Below are 20,697 nucleotides of genomic sequence, written 5' to 3'. Positions count from 1 at the left end.
CGGGGCCCGGGAGCCTGCGGCCCTCAGCGGACGATGTCGACGGGCTCGGTGCTGACGGCCACGGCGGCGGGGGAGACCGTCTCGATCGCGGGCAGCGCATCGTGCGCCGGACGGCGGAAGACGACGAACTTGTACATGCAGAAGTTCCACACCAGTCCCACGAGGACGGCGACGGCCTTGGCGATGTTGATCGCGAGGAAGGCGTTCTCGCCGGAGCTGGGGAGGAAGAGCAGCGAGTTGCCGAAGCGGGTGTCGAAGAAGACCTCGAAGCCGTAGATGATCGCCGACTGCAGGACCAGCGAGCTGAACCCGGTGACGAGGAAGAACTTCGCGAACGTGGCGACCGAGACCCTGCCCGGGTGGCGGAAGACGAAGAAGTGGTTCAGCGCGTACGAGATCGTGATGCCGACCAGGACGGAGAAGACGTTGGCGACGAGGGTCGGCAGACCGAGCAGGAGCACGAGCGTGTTGAGGATGAGGAAGTCGATCGCCGTGTTGGTGCAGCCCGCGATGAGGAAGCGGACCTTCTGCGATTCGAGGAGTCTCTTCATCTGCGGCGCTCTTTCCCGTCCCCCTCTGGCGTCGATGCCCGACCGTCGGGCTCCGACGGGCGTCCATCGGGGCAGGCGAACAAGGGGTGAACCGCCGTGCACTGTCGTCCATCGTAACCGCGGACCCCTGCCGGGCGGTCGAACAGCCGGTGCCATGTTCCTGAGAGAGTGCGCGGACGGGGCGGCGGGCCGCGGGCGCGCTCGGAGGCTCGCGAGCACCGCCTCGTTATACTCGCAGGGCTCTCACCGGTCAGCCGGTGCACCGGAAGAACGGATCCTCCCCGCCTCATGCGCTCCCTCGCCGTCGTCGTCCCCACCTACAACGAAGTCGCGAACATCGCGACGGCGCTGCCGCGGGTCGCGCTCGCGGCGTCCCGCAACCCCGACTTCCACGTGACCGTCGCCGTCATCGACGACAGCTCCCCCGACGGCACCGCGGACCGCGCGCGCGAGCTCGCGGCCGAGCTCGGGTCCGACACCTTCGAGGTCCTCGTGCTCTCGCGCGAGAAGAAGGAGGGGCTCGGCGCGGCGTACATCTGGGCCTTCCAGCACCTCCTCGCGGCCGAGCGCCGCTACGACTACCTGCTGCAGATGGACGCCGACCTCTCGCACGACCCGGACTACATCGACGCCTTCCTCCGCGAGGTTCGCGCGGGCGCCGACTTCGTGGTCGCCTCCCGCTACATCGCGGGCGGGGGCACTCCCGACTGGACGCTCGATCGCAAGCTGCTGAGCGGTGGCGGCAACCTCTACACGCGCCTCTTCCTCGGCTCGAAGATCACCGACTGGACCGGCGGCTTCAACCTCTTCAGCGCGGACCTCCTGCGCACCCTCCACCTCGAGACGATCCGCGCAGCCGGCTACGGCTTCCAGATCGTGCTCAAGTACCGGGCGCTGCGCCGGGCCCGCGGAGTGAAGGAGATCCCGATCGTCTTCCTCGACCGCACGGTCGGCAACTCCAAGATCCCGAGCGACACCCTCCTGAAGAACCTCCTGCTCGTCCTGGCCATCCGGTTCGGCGGGAAGCACCGGTGACGGCGGGTCCGACGGGATCCCCTCGGACCCGGAGGGCCCTCCTCGAGCTCGCCGCCCTCGCCGTCGTCGTCAGCGGGACCCTGCTCGTGCTCGGATTCATGGTCGGCACGCCGTGGCGGCCGCTGCTCTTCCGCGACGGCGACTCGCTGGCGCTGCCGCTGATCCTGCAGTCCTTCGCCGAGGGCCGCCCGGCGGCGTGGGTGATGACGAGCCAGCTCTTCCTCTTCCCCGAGCTCCCCGTCTTCGGCGTCGCGTGGCTGCTGACCGGTGGCGATCCCGCGGCGGCGCTCGCGGTCAACGCCGTGCTCAACGTCGTCCTCCTCTACGGCGTGCTCCGGATACTCGCGCGACGGCTCGTCGCGGACCGGCACCGCCGGCTGCGGCCCGCGGCCGCGCTCGCCGGCATCGCCGTGCTGCTGGTGCTCTGCCTGACGGAGGGCCGCGCGCTCAACAACGAGGGGGCCCTGGCGACCACCTTCCTCCTCACGACCTACTACTACGGCGCGGTGCTCACAGGCCTCGCCGGGCTCGCCGTCGCTCTGGGCGCACTGCGCGAGCGCCGTCCGGCCGCGCGTCCGCTGCTCCTGGTCGGGGCGGCCGTCGCCGCGACGACCCTCTCCGATCCGCTCCTCCTGGTGCAGTTCGTCGGCCCCCTGCTGGTGGTCCTCGTCGTGCTGCTGGTGCTCGCTCTCGCTGCTCCCCGAGCGGTGCTGATCGTCGCGGGCACGGTCCTCGGGGCCGCCGCGCTCGGAGCCGCGCTGCGGGTCCCGCTCGGCTTCCTGATCGGGACCGACGCCGGCGGGTACCTCCGGCTGCCGCTCGCCGGGACGGCCCTGGACGACCTGATCGTGCAGTTCCTGGTGCTGAAGGCGCCGCTGATCGGCAAGCTCGAGGTGGCGCTGCTGGGTCTGCTGCTGCTGGCGGCCCTCGCCGTCGTCGTGGCCGGTGCCGCCCGACTGGCGCGGGGAGCCGCCCTCGACGAGGCGGCCCGTGCGCGCTTCGCGGTGTGCGCGTTCCTGCCGGCGCAGACGGCGGTGCTCCTGGTGGTGCAGGTCTTCACCGGCAGCTCGGTCAGCCGCTACCTGATGCCGATCCCGGTGACCGCGACCGTGGTCGTGATCGCCCTGATCGGCGCCGCGGCGGCGCACCGGCGTGCTGCGGGCGCGCGGCTGGCGCCGGTCGTCCGCGTCGTCGCTCCGCTGGCCGCCGCAGGCCTCGTCGTGGCCGCCGTGCCGGCCACAACGGCGGTCGCCTCGGCGGCGGCCGAGGCGCGATCGGACCCGGACGCCGACTGCCTGGAGCGCTGGATCGACGGCCGCGAGCTCGCGGGCGTCGGCTCGTTCTGGTCCACGCGGCCGCTGGACCTCTACGGGCCGGCCTCGCTGCACGTCCAGCAGGTCAACTTCGACTTCACGGTGCAGCTGTGGATGAACAACCTGAGCGACTACCGCGACCGGCAGTACAGCTTCGTCCTGGCCGACCGCTCGCCCGACTGGGCGGGGCTCGCGCGCGGGACGCTCGGCGCTCCCTCCGATATCGTCGCCTGCGGGGGGTTCGACATCTACGACTACGCGGGCACCGACGGCGAGACCGAGCTGAACCGGATCGTCCAGACCAGCGTGGAGGAGCAGCGCCGTGAGCGCGGCTACTGACGTGCGCGGCCCGCGGACGGCGAGTCGGCGGCGCCGGACGCTCGTCGAGCTCGGATGGGCCCTCGTCGCCGCCCTCGTCTCGGTCGTTGCCGCCGTGCTCGCGCTCGGGATCGGGCCGCAGGACCTGACAGCCCGCTGGACCGTGGGCGGCGACGACCAGATCCTGCACTACACGCTCTTCACCAGCGCCACGCAGGCGTTCCCGTTCGACGGCAACGCGGCGCTCGGCTTCCCCGACGGGTTCAACGCCTTCTTCAGCGCGCAGTTCGACGTCGCCTCCGCCCTCGCCGTGTCGGTCCTGGCCCTCTTGGTGCGCGACGGGACGACGCTCCTGAACGTCTTCTACCTGGGCACGTTCGCGACGGTCGCCGTCACCGGCTACGTGTTCTTCCGCGCTCTCCGCACGCGGCCCTGGGTCGCGGCGTTCTCCGCGGTCCTGCTGTCGCTGCTGCCGTACCACTTCCTCCGGATCGGATTCGGCCACGCGTTCCTCGCCAACTACTGGGCGATCCCGCTCCTGGGCGTGATGGTGCTGATGGTCGCCGGACCGCGCACCGATCCTCTCCGAGCCTGGTCCGAGCGGGGCGCGACGCGGAGGAGCCGCGTACTGCGCTCCGTCGTCCCGGGAGTCGTGCTCGGGCTCCTGGTGGCGAGCACGGGCGGCTACTACTACGTCTTCGCGGTCCTGGTCCTCGGAGCGACCTGGGCGGTGAGCACGGCCGCCGGGCTCCTCTCCCGCGAGCGGCTGCGCGTGCTCGCGGTCTCGTCGGTGCCGATCCTCGCGCTCGGCGTGTTCGTCGGGCTCTCGCTGCTGCTGCTCTCGCTCGACTTCGGGGAGCGCTACAGCCCGTACTTCACGTCGCGGACCGTGGGGGAGTCGGAGGCCTACGCCGGCAAGCTGGTGCTGCTGGGCCTGCCCTGGTCGGGGACCGGGCTGCCGCAGGGGTACGGCCTGCTGAACACCTACGCGGGCCAGTCCGGCGTGGCGCCGACGACGGAGCCGCCCGGGTTCTCGATCCTCGCCAGCGTCGCGCTCCTGATCACGCTCGTTGCGCTCCCGATCACCGCGCTCGGCGGCGGACGGGCGCTCCGTGCGACCGCGGTCGGCCGGTTCTTCTCGGACGCCCGCGTGCGCGTCCTCGCCGTGGCGACGCTGGCCGCGCTCCTCTTCTACACGGTGACGGGCCTGGGCGTCGTGGTCTCGCTGGTGGCGGGGCCGACGATCCGCGCGTGGGCGCGGATGTCGATCGTCATCGCGGTCCTCGTCCTCGGCGTGCTCGCGCTTCTGCTCGATCGGGTCACGGCCCGTGGCGGTGTCCGGATCCTCGTGGCGGCGCTCCTCGCCGCCGTCGCCGTGGTCGATCAGCTGGCCGGAGTATCGGCCGCGGTGCCGATCGCTCCCACCGACGACTCCGAGATGCGCTCGTTCGTGTCGGAGGCCGACGCGCAGCTGGACGACGGCTGCGGTGTGGTGGAGCTCCCCCTGAAGAGCTTCCCCGACAGCGGGCGGATCGGAGCGCTCTCCGACTACGACGAGGCGCTGCCCTACCTCGCGACCGAGGAGGGACGCCTCCGCTGGAGCTACGGGGCGGTGGAGGGCACCTACGGCTGGGACGTCTGGGGCGACGTCGACGACTCCGCGGAGTTCGCCGACGCCGTGGCGGGCAGCGGCGCCTGCGCCGTCTACGTGGACACCGCCGGCTACACCGACGACCCCGACGGCTGGCGGGCCTACGTCGAGGCGGCGACGGGGGACGTCGAGCCCGAGGTCGCCTCCGCCTCCGGGCGCTGGCTGCTGTTCACGACCCGGCGCTGATCAGCGGTCGTCGAAGGCCAGCTCGAGCAGGCGCCGGGCGGTGCGGTCCCACCCCGGGATGGGCTCCGGTGCGAGTCGCCGGGGACGGCGCAGCGCCTCTCCGATCGCGGCCGACCACCCGGTGCGGTCCGCCGGGTCGATGAAGACGGCGGCGGACTCCCGCCCGGCGAGCGCGTCGCGGAGGCCGGGGATGTCTGCCGCGAGCACCGGAGTGCCGCAGGCGACGGCCTCGAGGGCGGGCAGGCCGAAGCCCTCGTGCCAGGAGGGCATGGCGACGGCGTCGGCGCCCGTGAGCAGGGCCGGCAGATCCTCGTCGGCGACGTAGGAGGAGGCGAAGCGCACGTCGGCTCCTGCGGCGACCGCGCGGGCGACGGCGGAGTGGACGTCCTCGTTGTCCCAGCCGTCCCCGCCGACCAGGAGCAGGGTGTGGTTCTCCGGCCGCTCGGCCTGCCGGTACGCGTTCACCAGGGTGACGAGGTTCTTGCGGCGCTCGATCGATCCGACGAAGAGCAGGTAGGACCCGAGCCCGTGCTCCGCGCGGACCCGCGCCACCTCCTCCTCGCCGCGGGCATGGAAGAGGTCGGCGTCGATCGTGGTCGGCAGCACGCGGACGCGCGCCGGATCGACGCCCAGAGCGCTCTCGACCTCGGCCGCGGAGGACGGGGTGCCGGTCAGGACCAGGTCGCTGCGCCGGATCCACCGGGGCACGGACCGCGACAGCAGCTCTCGGCGCTCGCGCGGAACGAGCTCGGGCATCACAGCGAAGCAGACGTCGTGCACGAAGGTGATCGAGCGGGAGCGGGCGAGCGGCCAGCTCCGGAAGTTCGGGAAGAAGTAGGCGCCGCGGCCGAGCAGGAGGTCGATCCCCGGCGCGGGCACTCGGGTCAGTGCGCTCCACACCGGCCGGGGCAGCGGCACCGGTCGGACGCGCAGCGTACGGAAGCCGAAGCGCCCGAGCGAGCCCGCCTCACTCGCCGGGACGACGAGGAGCACCTCGACCTCTGCGGCGGTCGCGTCGGTGTCCAGCGCGTGCAGCAGGCCGAGCAGGACGCGGCCGACCCCGGTCAGGCGCGGCGCCGCGAGGGCGGTCGCGTCGACCAGGAGGCGGCGGCGCCGCGCGGTCACGGCCTGCTGAGGCGGACGGTGGAGTCGATGTCGACGACGCCGTCGTGCACGGAGGCCCGCTCGACCGTGAAGGTCGCGGCGACCGGGATCCGCATGGTCTCGCCCTGCGAGAAGGTGGCCGAGGAGGCGTGCACGGCGTAGTTGCCGGCGCCGAGGTGCAGGTCGGGGAGGGTGAACGTGACCGTCATCTCTCCGTCGACCGCGCTCAGCGGCGTGCCGATGCGCTCGGTGTTCGTCCCGAAGACGCGCTGGCCGAGGGGGGTGTCGATGCCCATGCCGATGTTCCAGTCGTCGACCGGGCGGCTGGTGCGCACCGTGACGTCGAACTCGAGGGTCTCGCCGCTGCGGACGACCGTGCCGCCGTGCTCGATCGATCCGCCGCGCAGTCGGCAGCCCAGGATCTCGATGAGCTGGGGGGCGGGCTCGTCCGCGGCCTCGGCGGCCTCGGCCTCGCGCTCCTGGCGGGCGGCCCGACGGTCCTCGAAGCTCTCGCGGAGGACCTGGAGTCCCTCGGAGGTCTCGCCGTCGAAGACGACGGTGCCCTTCTCGAGGACGATGGTGCGGTCGCAGAGCTCGCCGACCTGCTCGAGCGAGTGGGTGACCAGCACGATGGTCTTCCCCGCGCGCTGGAAGGCGCGGATGCGGTCCATGCACTTGCGCTGGAACGGCTCGTCGCCGACGGCGAGCACCTCGTCGACCAGCAGCAGGTCGGGATCGGTGTGGATCGCGATAGCGAAGGCGAGCCGCACGTACATGCCCGACGAGTAGAACTTGACCTGGGTGTCGATGAACTCGGCGATCTCGGAGAAGTCGACGATCGAGTCGAACTTGCTGTCCAGCTCGCTGCGCGAGAGTCCGAGGATCGCGCCGTTGAGGTAGACGTTCTCGCGCCCGGTGAGGTCGGGGTGGAAGCCCGCTCCGAGCTCGAGGAGCGCGGCGAGGCGTCCGCGGCGCTCCACGGTGCCGGTCGTCGGCTGGACAATGCCGCCGATGAGCTTGAGGAGCGTGCTCTTGCCCGATCCGTTCGCGCCGATGAGGCCGACGGTCGAGCCCAGTGGGATCTCGAGGTCGACGTCGCGGAGTGCCCAGAACTCGTCGCGGTGCTTGCGCCCGCGGCCGAAGTTGACGATCCGCTCCTTGAACGACTTGTCCTTGCGGATGACGAAGCGCTTGGAGGCGTTGCGCACCCGGACGACGGTCGGGGTGCCGGAGGAGGCGGGCACGGACTCCTGCTTGCTGGTGAGGGTCACGATCAGATCTCCTGGGCGAAGTTGCCCTCGAGGCGGCGGAAGATCCGGTGGCCGATCCACACGAACACCAGCCCGACGACGAGGACGATGAGAAGGCGCAGCTCCATGTCCGGCGGCCACACCTGGGGGGCGATCTCGTTGCCGTCGATGATGCTGACGCGCGAGCCGTCTCCCCAGATCGCGCGCTGGAAGGCGAGGATCGCGTTCGAGATCGGGTTGATCAGGTAGAGCTGCTCGGCCCAGCCGTGGCCCGCTCCGGTGGAGGCGGCGACGACGAAGTTCCACGCGTAGACGATGGGGGAGAGCCAGAAGAAGATCTGCAGCCCGACCTCGACGAGGAACTGGACGTCGCGGAGGTAGACGTTGAGGGCCGAGAGGGCCAGGGCCAGCGCGAGGCCGTACACGAGCACGATCGCCAGCGCGGGCACGATGTAGAGGAGCTGGACGCCGAAGATCAGCGAGCCCGTGAGGACGGCTCCCGCGATCAGGACGACGAACTGCACACCGAAGTTGAAGAGGGCCGAGCCGATGGCCGCCACCGGGAAGATCTCCCGCGGCAGGTACACCTTCTTGATCAGTCCGCCGTTGCCGAGGATCGACGTGGTGCCCGCGGTCACGATCTCGCTGAACAGGCCCCAGAGGGTGAGCCCCGAGAAGACGAAGATCGCGAAGTTCGGGACGCCGCGAGAGGCCCCGAGGATCTGGCCGATCGCCACGTAGTAGATGAGGAGCATGATCAGCGGCCGGACGAGGCTCCAGACGAAGCCCAGGCTGCTGTCCTTGTAGCGCGACTTCAGCTCGCGCCCCACGAGCAGGCGGAGCAGCTCGCGGTGCCGCAGGATCTCGGCGAGGGAGGCGACGAAGCCGCCCGAGCCGCCGCCGACGGCCGACGTGGTGCCGGCGATCTGGAACGGCTCGTCGGCGATCGCGCGCGCGCGATCCACAGCTTTGCTGGGCATGGAACTCCAAGCTCTCGGCCTCCGCCGGGCGACGGACCGCATCATTATACGTGCGGCCCACCCTGGAGCCCCCTGGCTGGCGTGCCGGTGCGCGGCGCATGGCGGGTAGTCTTGCTCCCGCTCGCCGACTGAACGACACGAACGAGGTGTTCGCCATGCCCACGCAGCCTTCCGACGTCCCCCTGGACCCGGCGCCGCAGAGCGCTGGGGACCCCGCCCCCGTCCTCGGCGGCACGGGCGAGGACGCTCCTCCCGCTCCCGACCCGAGCCTCGAATCGGCCGTCGGCGACGCCGCTCCCGCCGCCGTCCCGGCCGAGCCCGCCCGCACGTTCGGGGCTCCCATCGAGCCCCGTCTCGCCGAGCCCGAGTCCCCGGACGAGGAGCTCGCCCGCCTGCGCGCGCAGGTCGACTCCCTCCTCAACGACCCCTTCGACGAGTGGGTCGAGCGGATCCAGGTGGGCGGAGTGACCGCCTCCGGCTTCGAACGCACCCTCTCCTGGCGGGTGACGAAGCCGCTCCGCCTGGTGCGCACCTTCCAGATCCGCGTCGAGCAGCTCGGGCTGTCGGGCGCCGTCGGCCACAGCGCGCGCTTCGTGAAGCGCCGCCTGTCCGGTCGGGCGCGATGAGCGACCGGTCGCAGGTCTCGGCCGCCGGCGCGGCCGCCGCGCGCGCCCACCGCACGGAGGCGATGCTGCAACGCCTGGAGCAGATCGGCGCGCTCCTCTTCGACGAGGAGCGCCGCGCCTCGCTGCGCACCCGCGGGCCCGGCCCGTACCTCGACGAGGTGGCCCGCGAGATCCGCTCGCGCCAGGACGACGAGCTGACCTGGGTCGCGCTGGTGTCGTTCACGGCCGCGTACCCGACGAGCGAGCTGTTCGACTGGTTCCGCCGCGCCCTCGAGCTCGCCCCCGAGGAGGCGGCGCTGCGCATCTTCCTCGAGGCGGGCTCCCGCACCGCGACCGGGTTCGCCGATCTGGACGCCCGTGTCGAGGTCGTCACCGGGGCCGTCCTGATCGACGTCGACTTCCCCGCCCGCCACGGTCACAACACCGGCGTCCAGCGGGTCGTGCGCCAGACCGTGTCCCGCTGGGATGCCGAGCACGAGATCGTCCCGGTCGCCTGGGTCCACGGATCGATGTCCTTCCGGCGCCTGAGCGCGATCGAGCACGAGCGCGTCGTCGACTGGTCCTCCGCCGGGCGGCGCGACTGGGAGCATGGCGATCCGGAGCGCATCGAGTTCGTCGTGCCCTACCGCAGCGTCGTCGTCATCCCCTCGGTGCCCGACTACAACCAGTGCGGGCCGCTCGCGGCCCTCGCCGAGTACTCCGGCAACGAGGTCGTCGTCCTCGGCCACGACGCCATCCCCGTCGTCAGCGCCGACACGGTGCCGCCGGAGGAGACGGTGCGCTTCGTCAACTTCCTCTCCGTGGTCAAGCACGCCGAGCGCGTCGCCACGGTGAGCGCCGCGGCCGCGCTGGAGTTCGAGGGCTTCGTGCGAGCGCTCCCCGCTCAGGGCCTCACCGGCCCGACCGTCGTCCCGGTCCCGCTGCCCGTGGAGCTCCCGGACGGCCTGCGCTCCGAGGGCCGGAGCGCGTCCGGCCTGCCGCTCGTGCTCTGCGTCGGCAGCCAGGAGCCCCGCAAGAACCATCTCGCGGTGCTGCACGCCGCCGAGGTCCTCTGGCGCGAGGGCCTGCGGTTCCGCGTCCGCTTCATCGGCGGGGCCAACCCGTGGGCGCACCAGGTCTTCGATCCCCGCGTGCGCGAGCTGGTCGCCGCCGGGCGCCCGGTCGAGGTGCTCCGCGGAGCCGACGACGACGTCCTGATCGCGAGCTACCGGGAGGCGCTGTTCCTGGCGTTCCCGTCGCTGCACGAGGGGTACGGCCTGCCGGTCGCCGAGGCGCTGTCGATCGGGCTGCCCGTGCTGACCTCGCGCTACGGCAGCACGGCGCAGATCGCCGAGCACGGCGGATGCGTCCTGATCGACCCGGAGTCCGACGAGGAGATCACCGACGGCATGCGCCGCCTGCTGACGTCGCCGGAGCTCGTCGACGAGCTCCGCCTCGAGGCGGCAGAGCGGCCCGAGCGCACCTGGGACGACTACGCCCGGGAGCTGTGGGCCGCCCTGATCGGCCCCTCGGCCCTCATCGAGCACGAGGAGGCGCCCCGTGCGCTCTAAGCAGTACCTGGTCGACCGTCTCGCCACCCTGGTGCGCACCCTGGCCCCCACTGTGGAGCCGCTGGGCAGCGTCGACGCCCTTACCGGACAGCTGAGCGTTCTGCTGCCCGCCCCCACCGACCGCGAGGTCTGGCTGGTGCTCGCCGTCCTCCGCGGCACGCTCCCGCGCCGGGAGGACGTCGTCGACGGCCGCCGCCGGGCCCGGCTGGACGGCACCGCCGGTCTGCTCACCCACGCCGCGTCCACTATCGCCTCGAACCGGGTCTTCGCCCGCTTCCACCACCCCGAGGTCGAGGTGGTCGTCGGCGCGGTCGTCGTCGACGTGCACCACACCGCGCGCACGGGGCTGGCCACGGGCATCCAGCGCGTGGTGCGCCAGAGCCTCGTCCGTTGGACGCGCGACCACGAGATCCTGCTCGCCGGCTGGGACTCGACCCACGAGTCGCTCGTCATGCTCACCCCGGAGCAGAGCCGGAACGCCGTCTCGGGCGACGTGCCCGACGCCGCCGAGGACCGCTCCCGCGTGATCGTCCCGTGGCAGGGCACCTACCTCCTGCCCGAGCTCGCCGTGGAGGACGAGCGGACGTCGCGCGTCTCCGCCCTCGCCGAGTTCAGCGGCAACCGCACGGGCACCATCGGCTTCGACTGCGTGCCGGTCACCACCGCCGAGACGGCGAGCACGGGCATCAGCGCCGCGTTCTCGCGCACGCTCGTCGCTGTGTCGCACATGGACCGCATCGCGACCATCTCCGAGGCGGCCGCGACCGAGTACTCCGGCTGGCGCCACATGCTCGGCAGCGTCGGGATGCAGGGGCCGGACATCCGCCCGATCCTGCTGCCCTCGCAGCCGGAGAGCGTCTCGGACGAGGAGCTGGCCACCGCCGCGCGCTCGCTGGTGACCGGTGACCTCCCGCTCGTCGTCTGCGTCGGCAGCCACGAGCCGCGGAAGAACCACCTGGCGGTGCTCCAGGCCGCCGAGCTGCTCTGGCGCCGGGGCGTTCGCTTCAGCCTGGTCTTCATCGGCGGCAACGCCTGGAGCAGCGCCGAGTTCGAGTACCGACTCGAGGTCCTCGAGGGCCAGGGCCGTCCGGTCCGCTCGCTCTCCAAGATCACCGACGCGCTGCTCTGGAGCGCCTACCGCCTGGCCCGGTGCACCGTGTTCCCCTCGATCAACGAGGGCTACGGTCTCCCGATCGTGGAGTCGATCTCGGTCGGCACCCCGGTCGTGACCTCCGGATTCGGCAGCATGCACGAGGTCTCCGCCTCGGGCGGCGCGCTGTTCGTCGATCCGCACGACGACCACGACATCGCCGCGGCCCTCGAGCGGCTGCTGACCGACGACGAGCTGCACGCGCGGCTCTCGGCGGAGGCGCTCGCGATCGACGGCGGCACCTGGGACGAGTACGCCGCCCGCGTCTGGTCTTACCTCGTCGAGGGAGACGGCGTCGACGAGCGGGCCCGGGCCGAGCAGTCGGACGCGACCGCCTAGGCGTCCTCGACCCACCGCGTGCAGAAGGCCCCCGCTCCAGGAGCGGGGGCCTTCTGCACGCGGTGGGCGCGGCTCAGTCGGAGCGGCGCGCCAGCTCGAGGTCGTTCTCGACCATGCGGGCGACGATCTCCTCGAAGCCGACGGTCGGCGCCCAGCCGAGCACTTCGCGGGCCCGGGAGGCGTCCCCGCGCATCTCGGGGGCGTCCACGGGGCGCGCGAACCGCGGGTCGATCGTGACCCGCTGCTCCCAGTCGTCGATGCCGGCCGCGGTGAAGGCGGCACGGACGAAGTCGCGGACCGAGTGCGCGACTCCGGTCGCCACGACGTAGTCGCTCGCCTCCTCGGCGCGCGAGGCGCGCACGAGGGCGTCCACGTAGTCGGGAGCCCAGCCCCAGTCGCGGCGCGCGTCGAGATTGCCGAGCGAGAGCTCCGACTCGGCGCCCGTCGCGATCGCCGCGACTCCGGCGGTGATCTTGCGGGTGACGAAGCCGAGCGGCCGACGCGGCGACTCGTGGTTGTAGAGGATGCCGGACGAGGCGTGGAGCCCTCGGCCGCGGTAGACCGCGACGAGGTGGTGCGCGAACGCCTTCGCGGCTCCGTAAGGCGAGACCGGGCGGATCGGGGTCCGCTCGGTCTGCGGGTTCTCGGTCGCGGCCCCGAAGATCTCGGAGGAGGAGGCCTGGACGAAGCGGACCTCCCGGCCCGCCGACTCCTGGAGCGCCAGCGAGGCCTCCAGGAGCGCGGCGACCGCGGTGCCGGTCACCTCGGCCGTGAGCACGGGCTCCTTCCACGAGAGCGCGACGGAGGAGAGGCCGGCGAGGTGGAAGACCGTGTCCGGCTGCGCCTCCGCGACGATACGGCCGAGGCCGGAGGCGTCGCGGAGATCGCCCTCGAAGGCGCGGACGGCGGCGGGAAGAGCGGCGTCGTCGGTCCCGCGCACGAGCGCGGAGACCTCCCAGCCGTCGGCGAGCAGGCGCTCGACGAGGTAGCCCCCGTCCTGACCGCTCGCTCCGGTGACGAGAGCGGCAGGCATGACTACTTGATCAGCGCGGACTGCTCGGCGAGGTCGTTCTCGACCATCATCGCCACGAGCTCGGGGAACGAGACCTTCGGCTCCCAGCCGAGGACGTCGCGCGCCTTCGCCGGGTCGCCGATCAGCAGGTCCACCTCGGCGGGACGCATGAACGCGGGGTTCTGGGTCACGTACGGGGTCCAGTCCTCGATGCCGACGTGGTTGAAGGCGATGTCGAGGTACTCGCGGATCTCGTGGGTCTCGCCGGTCGCGACCACGTAGTCGTCGCCCTCGGGCTGCTGCAGCATGCGCCACATCGCGTCGACGTAGTCGCCGGCGAAGCCCCAGTCGCGCTTCGCGTCGAGGTTGCCGAGCTCCAGCGTCTCCTGGAGGCCGAGCTTGATGCGGGCGACCGCGAGGCTGATCTTGCGGGTGACGAACTCCGGGCCGCGGCGGGGCGACTCGTGGTTGAAGAGGATGCCGGAGGAGGCGTGCATGCCGTACGACTCGCGGTAGTTGATGGTCATGTAGTGGCCGAAGACCTTGGCCACTCCGTAGGGCGAGCGCGGCCAGAGCAGCGTCTCCTCGCTCTGCGGGACCTGCTGGACCTTGCCGAACATCTCGGAGGAGGAGGCCTGGTAGAACTTCACGCGCGACATGTCGGAGCCGGCGTAGAGGCGGGTCGCCTCGAGGATGTTGAGCACGCCCTTGCCGGTCACATCGGTGGTGAGCGACGCGTTCTCCCACGAGTAGGCGACGAACGAGATCGCACCGAGGTTGTAGACCTCGTCGGGCTGGGCGGCGGCGAGCACGCGCACCAGGCTCGACACGTCGGTCAGGTCGCCGGTGAGCAGGGTCACCTCGGGCACGGTGCGGCGGACCAGCTCGTACTTGGGGTTGTTCTGCCCGCGGACGAGCCCGAAGACCTCGTAGCCCTTCGAGAGGAGGAGCTCGGCGAGGTAGAGGCCGTCCTGGCCGGTGATTCCGGTGATCAAAGCGCGGGGCACGTGGTGGTCCAATTCGTCGGGGTCGATGACAGCGGGACACATACTACCCACGGGCACGGCCGGGCGCCGGGAGCGGTGCGGCCCGCCGGTATCCTGGCCGGGCTTCGGACCGATTGGACGCCATGCCGGAACTCCGCCCCGTCACGCTCGCCGTGCTCACCGTCGACCCGGGCGGGATGGGCGGCGGCGAGACCTACGCGCGCGCGCTCACGCGCCTCCTTGCGCCGCGGCCGGGGGAGGAGGGGCCCGCCGTGCAGGTGCTCGTCCCCGAGAACGCGCGCGGCTTCAGCGAGGGCGTGCCCGAGGTCGTGGCCGAGGGGGTCGTCAGCGGGGCGGGCCACCGCCGCCGGGCCGTGGGGATGCTCCAGGCGCTCCTGCGCACGCCGCAGCTGCGTCGGCGCCTCGGCCGGGACGCAGTGCTCTACTTCCCGTTCACGGTCCCGCTCCCGTGGCCGTCGCGGCGGCAGGGGCACGTGCAGATGCTGTTCGATCTGCAGCACCGCGACCTCCCGCACCTCTTCCCCCGCGTCGAGCGCGTCTTCCGCCGGCTCGCCTACGAGGCGACCGCTCGCCGCGCCGACGCGGTCATCACCATCAGCGCCTTCACCAAGGGGCGGATCGTCGAGCTGCTGGGCATCCCGGAGGAGCGGATCCACGTGTCGCATCTCGGCGTGGACACCCGGCGCTTCGTCGCGAATCTGAGCACACGCGAGGACTTCGTCTTCTACCCGGCGCGCGCCTGGCCGCACAAGAACCACGCCCGCCTGTTCGAGGCGGTGCGCCTGCTGCGGGAGGAGGGGCACGCCCTCCGCCTCGTGCTGACGGGAGGGGATCTGGACCGCCTCGGCCCGCTGCCGGACTTCGTCGAGTGGCGCGGCCACGTCACTCCGGAGGAGCTCGCCGACCTCTACCGCCGAGCCGCGGTGCTGGCGTTCCCGAGCCTCTACGAGGGCTTCGGCCTCCCTCCCATCGAGGCGATGGCGTCGGGATGCCCGGTCGCCGCGTCCGACGCGGGCTCGCTCCCGGAGATCTGCGGGGACGCCGCGGTCTACGTCGATCCGCTCGAGCCGCGCTCGATCGCGGACGGGATCCTCGAGGCGATCGAGCGGACAGGCGAGCTCGGCCCGCTCGGCGTCGAGCGCGCCCGGTCCTTCAGCTGGGAGCGCTGCCGGGAGGAGCACCTCGCCGTGCTCCGCCAGGTGGCGCGGCGGCGCGGGCGCTGAGGAGTCCGGTCAGTCCCGCGGGTGCAGGAGCCGGCGCCAGCTCAGTCCCTGGGCCGCGCGCATCGCGCAGAGCACCACGAGCAGCCAGCCGGCGTCGAGCAGGATCGAGCTCTCGGCCAGCGCGGTGACCATCAGCACGGCCAGCACCAGCACCGGCCAGACGTGCACGACCGCCTTGCGCTCGGAGGCGATCAGCCAGGAGCGCCAGAGCGCGAGGCCGATCAGCACGACGAAGAGGACCACCCCGACCGCGCCGACCTGCAGGGCCACGTCGAAGAGCGCGTTGAGGCTCGACGAGTGCGGGCGGCCCGAGAGGTAGTCGATGGCGGTGAAGGGGTAGAGGTCGGGCCGCCAGTAGCCCACCCAGCCCCAGCCGACGATCGGAGCGAGGTCCGTGAAGCGCCAGACCTGCTGCCAGAGCCGCAGCCGGAACTCGAACTCGCTGCCCGCGTTCAGCAGCTCGATCACCCGGTAGCGCAGGAGCCACACGGTGAGGGAGGCCGCGGCGGCGACGCCGAGCACCGCGAACTGCCGCCGACGGCGGTGGGTGCCGTCGCCGTGGCGCACCCAGCGCAGAGCGAGGGCGACGACGACGGCCACGGCGAGCACGCCCGCGCTCACGGCGGAGCGCGTGAAGAGGAGGGTGACCGCCGCGAGGGCGATCGAGGCGACGGCCGGCCCGCGGGCGACGGAGCGGGTCATCAGCTCCACCGAGAACGTCACGATCGCCAGCAGGCAGACCAGCCCGAGCTGGTTGCGCGTGCCGACGAGTCCCTGGATCGGCCCGCCGACCGCGAGCAGGCCCTCCACGCCGAGGAAGCGCAGCGGCTGGTCGATCAGCACCCCCGAGAGCACCTCCACGGCCAGCGAGGCGATCAGCACGACCCGCAGCACGTCGCCGACTGAGCGGATGATCTGGATGATGTCGCGCGTGAGGCCGATCGCGATCGCCAGGAACGCCAGGGCGAACTGGTAGACGACGCTCGAGACCGTGGCCCAGGTGTAGTCGCTCCACAGCACGCTGAGCGCGATCCAGCCGAGGAACACCAGGATGCTCGTGGGCAGCAGGCCCTCCCAGTCGAGCCGCCCGCGCCGCAGGACGAGCATGACCGCGGCGAGGGCGGTGAGCGTGGCGACGGCGGCGATGTAGCCGGGCCAGCCGATGAGCCCGCGGACCGCCGGGGCGCAGAGGACGGTGACGAGAGTGGTCTGCGCGAGGGCCGCCGCGAACTGCGGGGACGCCGTCGCGTCGGCGACGGAGGCGGGGAGCGAGGGGCGGCGGCGCCTCATCGCCTCGGGGAGGCGTCGGCGAGGGGGAGCGGGGTCGCGGCGAGGACCTCGGGCGTCTCGGTCGCCGGTCGCTTGGTCTGCACCGCGAAGAGGACGAGGAGCAGCCAGCCTCCCTCGATCAGGATCCGGCTCTCGAACAGCGACTGCGCCAGGAGGGCGACCACGATCAGCAGCGGAGCGAGGCTGACGGCCGTGTAGGGGAGGGTCGAGGTCGCGTCGCGCCGCGGGCGGTCGACCGCGCGGAACCAGGAGCGCCACAGCGTCGAGACGGCGAGCGCCGCGAAGAGGACGAGGCCGACCGCTCCCAGCTGGAGGGCGACGTCGAGCCAGGCGTCGTGGGCCTGCAGGTAGAGCACGCCCTTGCGCTCGGCGAGGGTGTCGAACGGGGCGGCCCAGGGAGCCCAGTAGCTGACCCAGCCCCAGCCGAGGACCGGACGCTGCAGCGTGAGCGCGATCACCGAGTCCCAGATGTCGAGGCGGCCCGTGGCGTCCTCGCTCTTGCCGAGCAGGCCGAGGAGGGCGCCCCAGCCCGCGGCGCCTCCGGCGACGGCCGCCACCGCCAGCCCCGCGGCGGTCAGGTAGACGGGACGCCGGCGGGACTCGCCCCTCCGGCGAGCCCAGAGCGCGAACGCGGCCGCGAGGACGACGGCGACGAGGCAGAGGAGAACGGTCGCCGAGCGGGTGAGCAGGAGGGTCGCGACGAACAGGGCGACCCAGACCGCTCCCCACCGGCGCCGGATCGAGTGGGCCGCCAGCTCGATCGCGATCACGATCAGGCCGAGTAGGGCGAGGAAGCCGAGGAGGTTGCGGTTGCCGACGATCCCCTGGACGGGCTCGCCGGTGAAGAGGGCTGCCTGCGACCAGTAGAAGGCGTCGGGCGTCGGTCCGTCGGCGGGAGGCTCGACGCCGAACGGCAGGACGGGCTGCCGCACGACGACCGCGATCACGAGCTCGAAGAGGAGCGACAGGCCGACGGAGAGGCGCAGGGCCCGTCCGAGAGCCGTGAGCAGCTCCCGGCTGCTCAGCGTGACGGCGAGGACGACGCCGCCGAGCGTCGTCGCGAGCTGCGCCGTGACTCCGATCGCGCTCGCTCCCGGATAGGCGGACCACAGCAGCGAGAGCACCGCGAGCCCGAGGAAGAGGACCAGCGACTTCGGCGTGCGGGCCCAGCGCAGGCGGGGGCGGGCGCGGACGAGCACGGCGATCGAGGCGCCCAGGAGCACCGCGACGACGACGCCCCAGCCCCACCATCCGGCGAGGTTCCGCAGCGACTGGCCGGCCAGCAGCACGGCCAGCACCGCCACCGCGAGCGCTCGGGGAGCGGCGGGGGCGGCGCGTCGGATCATGGCGACCAGTCTAGGGAGCGGGGGCGGCGCGGCGGCGTGCCGGGCGCGCCGCCGCTCGCTCCCCGGCCTGGCCGCCCCCTCGGGGAAGACGGCTTGGACGGGAGGCTCAGACGAACGCAGCGGTGCCGGTGATCGAGCGGCCGACGATCAGCGTGTTCATCTCGCGGGTGCCCTCGTAGGAGTAGAGGGCCTCCGCGTCGGCGAAGAAGCGGGCGACGCCGTAGTCGAGGACGATACCGTTGCCGCCCATCACCTCGCGGCACCAGGCGACGGTCTCGCGCATCCGGGCCGTCGCGAAGGCCTTCGCGAGGGCGGAGTGCTCGTCGCGCTGCTCGCCGGCGTCGAGCATCTCGGACACGCGGGTCGCCAGGGCGATGCTGGCCGTGATGTTGCCGATGCTCTTGACCAGGAGGTCCTGCACCAGCTGGTGCCCGACGAGCGGCTTGCCGAACTGCACGCGCTCCTTCGCGTAGCGCAGCGCCGCGTCGTAGGCGCCGATCGCGACGCCGATGGCCTGCCAGGCGACCTCGGCGCGGGTGAGCCGGAGCACCTTCGCGGTGTCGCGGAACGAGTTCGCGCGCTGCAGGCGCAGCGACTCCGGGACGCGGACGCCCTCGAGCACGATGTCGGCGTTCTGCACCGTGCGCAGGCTCTGCTTGCGCGCGATGGCGGTGGCGCGGTAGCCCGGCGTCGAGGTGGGGACGAGGAAGCCCTTCACCTGGCCGTCCTCCGCGTCCTTCGCCCAGATCACGGTCACGTCGCTGAAGGTCGCGTTGCCGATCCAGCGCTTCTCGCCGTCGAGGATCCAGTCGTCGCCGTCCCGGCGGGCGGTGGTGCGCAGGCCCTGGGCGGAGTCGGAGCCGGAGTGCGGCTCGGTGAGCCCGAAGGCGCCGATGACCTCGCCCGAGGCGAGCTTCGGCAGCCACTCGGCGCGCTGCTCCTCGGAGCCGGCGACGCCGACCGTTCCCATCACCAGGCCGTTCTGCACGCCCACGTAGGTCGCGATGCCCGCGTCCACCCGGCCCAGCTCGAGCGCCACCCAGCCGCGGAACACGGCGGAGTTCTCGATCGCGCGGGTCTCGGGCCAGGAGAGGCCGATGACGCCGGTGGCGTGGATCGCGGGGATCAGCTGCCGCGGGAACTCCGCGCGCTCCCAGTACTCGTCGGCGATCGGCCGCACCTGCTCCTCGAGGAACGCGCGGACGCCGACCAGCAGCTCCTTCTCGGCGGGCGTGAGCGCCGCCTCGAACCCGTAGAAGTCGGCCCCCAGGGTCTCGAAGGTCGTGCTGTCCATGCTCTGTGCTCCCTCGCTCGTCGGATGCGGCACGGCGACCGCTCCGACGGCGACAGTGCTGCGACTCCCAGCGTACGAAGCGCGCCTGCGAGTGCCGCGTCCTCTGGCGGAGAGCACCAACAGGCGGGCCCTCCTCCCGGGCCCGCGTTGTGGATCCTGCTAGCGTCGCAGCGGAGCGGCCCCGGCGCGTCCGGCTGAGCGGCTCGGACCCACCCCTCGGACGGAAGGCCAGCGCTCCCGTGTTCATCCCGATCGGCAACACCCCCCGCGACTACGCCTGGGGCTCGCTCACCGGCATCTCGGAGGCCCTCGGCACCGCGCCCTCCGGCGCCCCCGAGGCCGAGCTCTGGCTCGGCGCGCACCCGGGCTCGCCCGCGCGCATCCTCGACCCCGCCTCGGTCGGCGCCGGCACGCTCGCCGAGTGGATCGGCGAGCACGCCGAGGCGGCGCTCGCCGGAGTGGAGGGGGCGGTCGATCCGGTCTCGGGCGCTCCCCGTCTGCCGTTCCTGCTCAAGATCCTCGCCGCGGGCGGGCCGCTGTCGCTCCAGGCCCACCCCTCGTCCGAGCGGGCCCGGCGCCGGTTCGTCGAGGAGGAGGAGGCCGGCATCCCGCGGGACGCCGCCGATCGCAACTACAAGGACCCGTTCCACAAGCCCGAGCTGATCTACGCGCTCAGCGAGAGCTTCGACGCGCTCTGCGGCTTCCGCGAGCCGGCGGACGCCCGGGCGCTGCTCGCCGAGCTGGCCGGGCGCGCCCCGGCGGAGGAGGCGGCCGCGATCGCGCGGTTCGCCCGGACGCTCGAGGGCGAGCCCTCGGAGGTCCTCCGCGGCGCCCTGTCGTGGCTGCTCGCCGACGGCGACCGCGCCGAGGTCGCCGCGCTGGTGTCCGCGGTCGTCGCGGCGTCCGCGGGCGACGACCGCCTCGAGACGACCACGGTCCGGGACCTGGACGAGAGCTACCCGGGCGACCCCGGCATCGTGCTCTCGCTCCTGCTCAACCGCGTCCGCCTCGCCCGCGGCGAGGTGCTCTACCTGCCCGCAGGCAACATCCACGCCTACCTCGCGGGCACGGGCGTGGAGCTGATGGCCGCCTCCGACAACGTGCTGCGCGGGGGCCTCACGCCCAAGCACATCGACGTGCCCGAGCTGGTGAGCGTGCTCGAGTTCTCGCCGCTGCCCGTGCCCTACCTCCCGGCCGAGCAGGCCGGACCGGGCGTGCGCGTCTACCGTCCGGACGTCCCCGACTTCGTGCTCGCCGTCGTGGAGCCGGAGTCGGAGACGCCGGCCCGCGTCGCCCTGCACGGACCCGCCATCGCGATCGCGACCGAGGGCTCGTTCTCGCTCGAGGGCGCCGAGGGCTCGGTCCGCGTCGAGCGCGGCGGCAGCGTGTTCGTGACCCCGTCGGAGGGCGCTCTCGCCGTCACCGGACGGGGCAGGCTCTTCGTCGCGACGGTCTGATCCCTCCAGCGATCC

17 protein-coding genes are annotated in these 20,697 nt (G+C 72.6%); 8 read left to right on the top strand and 9 right to left on the bottom strand.

Going from position 1 to position 20,697, the window contains the following annotated elements:
- Positions 1-23: 23 nt before the first annotated feature.
- Positions 24-551, bottom strand: a complete 528-nt coding sequence (locus C5C55_RS02725; protein WP_104223158.1) for a GtrA family protein — start codon at positions 549-551, stop codon at positions 24-26.
- A 288-nt stretch (positions 552-839) separates the two neighbouring features.
- Between C5C55_RS02725 and C5C55_RS02720 the strand changes: the two genes are divergently transcribed.
- From C5C55_RS02720 to C5C55_RS02710, 3 genes are read left to right on the top strand one after another with little or no spacing between them, the layout of a single operon-like run.
- Entirely contained in the window at positions 840-1,586 is a 747-nt protein-coding gene (locus C5C55_RS02720; RefSeq protein ID WP_104223157.1) for a polyprenol monophosphomannose synthase, read from the top strand.
- Positions 1,583-3,238, top strand: a complete 1,656-nt coding sequence (locus C5C55_RS02715) for a hypothetical protein (RefSeq protein WP_104232820.1) — start codon at positions 1,583-1,585, stop codon at positions 3,236-3,238. The genes C5C55_RS02720 and C5C55_RS02715 overlap by 4 nt, the downstream gene beginning before the upstream one ends.
- Positions 3,222-5,054 carry a hypothetical protein gene (locus C5C55_RS02710; protein ID WP_146080876.1) on the top strand — a complete coding sequence of 611 codons (1,833 nt, stop codon included), beginning with the start codon at positions 3,222-3,224 and terminating at the stop codon, positions 5,052-5,054. The genes C5C55_RS02715 and C5C55_RS02710 overlap by 17 nt, the downstream gene beginning before the upstream one ends.
- On the opposite strand, the gene C5C55_RS02705 is transcribed toward C5C55_RS02710, so the two are convergent.
- Genes C5C55_RS02705 through C5C55_RS02695 form a run of 3 tightly spaced genes read right to left on the bottom strand, consistent with a single transcriptional unit; the run spans position 5,055 to position 8,388 of the window.
- Entirely contained in the window at positions 5,055-6,179 is a 1,125-nt protein-coding gene (locus C5C55_RS02705; RefSeq protein WP_104232818.1) for a glycosyltransferase family 1 protein, read from the bottom strand. It abuts the gene before it with no gap.
- Positions 6,176-7,429 (bottom strand): ABC transporter ATP-binding protein, encoded by a 1,254-nt coding sequence (locus tag C5C55_RS02700; RefSeq protein ID WP_244229465.1) that lies wholly within the window; start codon positions 7,427-7,429, stop codon positions 6,176-6,178. The genes C5C55_RS02705 and C5C55_RS02700 overlap by 4 nt, the downstream gene beginning before the upstream one ends.
- A 2-nt stretch (positions 7,430-7,431) precedes the next feature.
- Positions 7,432-8,388 carry an ABC transporter permease gene (locus tag C5C55_RS02695; RefSeq protein WP_104223153.1) on the bottom strand — a complete coding sequence of 319 codons (957 nt, stop codon included), beginning with the start codon at positions 8,386-8,388 and terminating at the stop codon, positions 7,432-7,434.
- A gap of 155 nt (positions 8,389-8,543) precedes the next feature.
- On the opposite strand from C5C55_RS02695, the gene C5C55_RS02690 reads away from it, so the two are divergent.
- Genes C5C55_RS02690 through C5C55_RS02680 form a run of 3 tightly spaced genes read left to right on the top strand, consistent with a single transcriptional unit; the run spans position 8,544 to position 12,053 of the window.
- Positions 8,544-9,014, top strand: a complete 471-nt coding sequence (locus C5C55_RS02690) for a hypothetical protein (protein ID WP_104257099.1) — start codon at positions 8,544-8,546, stop codon at positions 9,012-9,014.
- Positions 9,011-10,564, top strand: a complete 1,554-nt coding sequence (locus tag C5C55_RS02685) for a glycosyltransferase (RefSeq protein WP_104232816.1) — start codon at positions 9,011-9,013, stop codon at positions 10,562-10,564. Before C5C55_RS02690 ends, C5C55_RS02685 begins: the two co-directional genes overlap by 4 nt.
- Complete coding sequence (locus C5C55_RS02680; RefSeq protein ID WP_104232815.1) at positions 10,554-12,053, top strand: glycosyltransferase family 1 protein; 1,500 nt, start codon at positions 10,554-10,556, stop codon at positions 12,051-12,053. Before C5C55_RS02685 ends, C5C55_RS02680 begins: the two co-directional genes overlap by 11 nt.
- A gap of 73 nt (positions 12,054-12,126) precedes the next feature.
- Here the strand turns inward: C5C55_RS02680 and C5C55_RS02675 are convergent, their stop codons facing one another.
- Both C5C55_RS02675 and C5C55_RS02670 read right to left on the bottom strand, forming a co-directional pair.
- A complete protein-coding gene (locus C5C55_RS02675; RefSeq protein WP_104232814.1) occupies positions 12,127-13,086 on the bottom strand; it encodes a GDP-mannose 4,6-dehydratase in 960 nt (319 codons plus the stop codon).
- Positions 13,087-13,088: 2 nt separating this feature from the next.
- Complete coding sequence (locus C5C55_RS02670; protein WP_104275317.1) at positions 13,089-14,072, bottom strand: GDP-mannose 4,6-dehydratase; 984 nt, start codon at positions 14,070-14,072, stop codon at positions 13,089-13,091.
- 122 nt (positions 14,073-14,194) lie between these two features.
- Between C5C55_RS02670 and C5C55_RS02665 the strand changes: the two genes are divergently transcribed.
- The gene (locus C5C55_RS02665; RefSeq protein WP_104232812.1) at positions 14,195-15,295 is read left to right on the top strand and encodes a glycosyltransferase family 1 protein; all 1,101 of its coding nucleotides are present in this window, start codon (positions 14,195-14,197) and stop codon (positions 15,293-15,295) included.
- 9 nt (positions 15,296-15,304) lie between these two features.
- On the opposite strand, the gene C5C55_RS02660 is transcribed toward C5C55_RS02665, so the two are convergent.
- From C5C55_RS02660 to C5C55_RS02650, 3 genes are all read right to left on the bottom strand, one after another.
- Positions 15,305-16,585, bottom strand: coding sequence for an O-antigen ligase (locus tag C5C55_RS02660; RefSeq protein ID WP_104232811.1), 1,281 nt, complete (start codon positions 16,583-16,585; stop codon positions 15,305-15,307).
- Positions 16,582-17,931 carry an O-antigen ligase gene (locus C5C55_RS02655; RefSeq protein ID WP_104232810.1) on the bottom strand — a complete coding sequence of 450 codons (1,350 nt, stop codon included), beginning with the start codon at positions 17,929-17,931 and terminating at the stop codon, positions 16,582-16,584. The genes C5C55_RS02660 and C5C55_RS02655 overlap by 4 nt, the downstream gene beginning before the upstream one ends.
- A 106-nt stretch (positions 17,932-18,037) precedes the next feature.
- On the bottom strand, positions 18,038-19,225 hold the full coding sequence (locus C5C55_RS02650; protein WP_104232809.1) for an acyl-CoA dehydrogenase family protein: 1,188 nt from the start codon (positions 19,223-19,225) through the stop codon (positions 18,038-18,040).
- A 239-nt stretch (positions 19,226-19,464) separates the two neighbouring features.
- On the opposite strand from C5C55_RS02650, the gene manA reads away from it, so the two are divergent.
- Positions 19,465-20,682 (top strand): mannose-6-phosphate isomerase, class I, encoded by a 1,218-nt coding sequence (gene manA / locus C5C55_RS02645; RefSeq protein ID WP_104232808.1) that lies wholly within the window; start codon positions 19,465-19,467, stop codon positions 20,680-20,682.
- Positions 20,683-20,697: the final 15 nt, after the last annotated feature.

It is taken from the genome of Rathayibacter sp. AY1C2, assembly GCF_002931195.1.
Lineage (GTDB): Bacteria > Actinomycetota > Actinomycetes > Actinomycetales > Microbacteriaceae > Rathayibacter.
The sequence above is the reverse complement of the archived record's forward strand: the minus strand, read 5'-3'. Positions and strand labels throughout refer to the sequence as shown.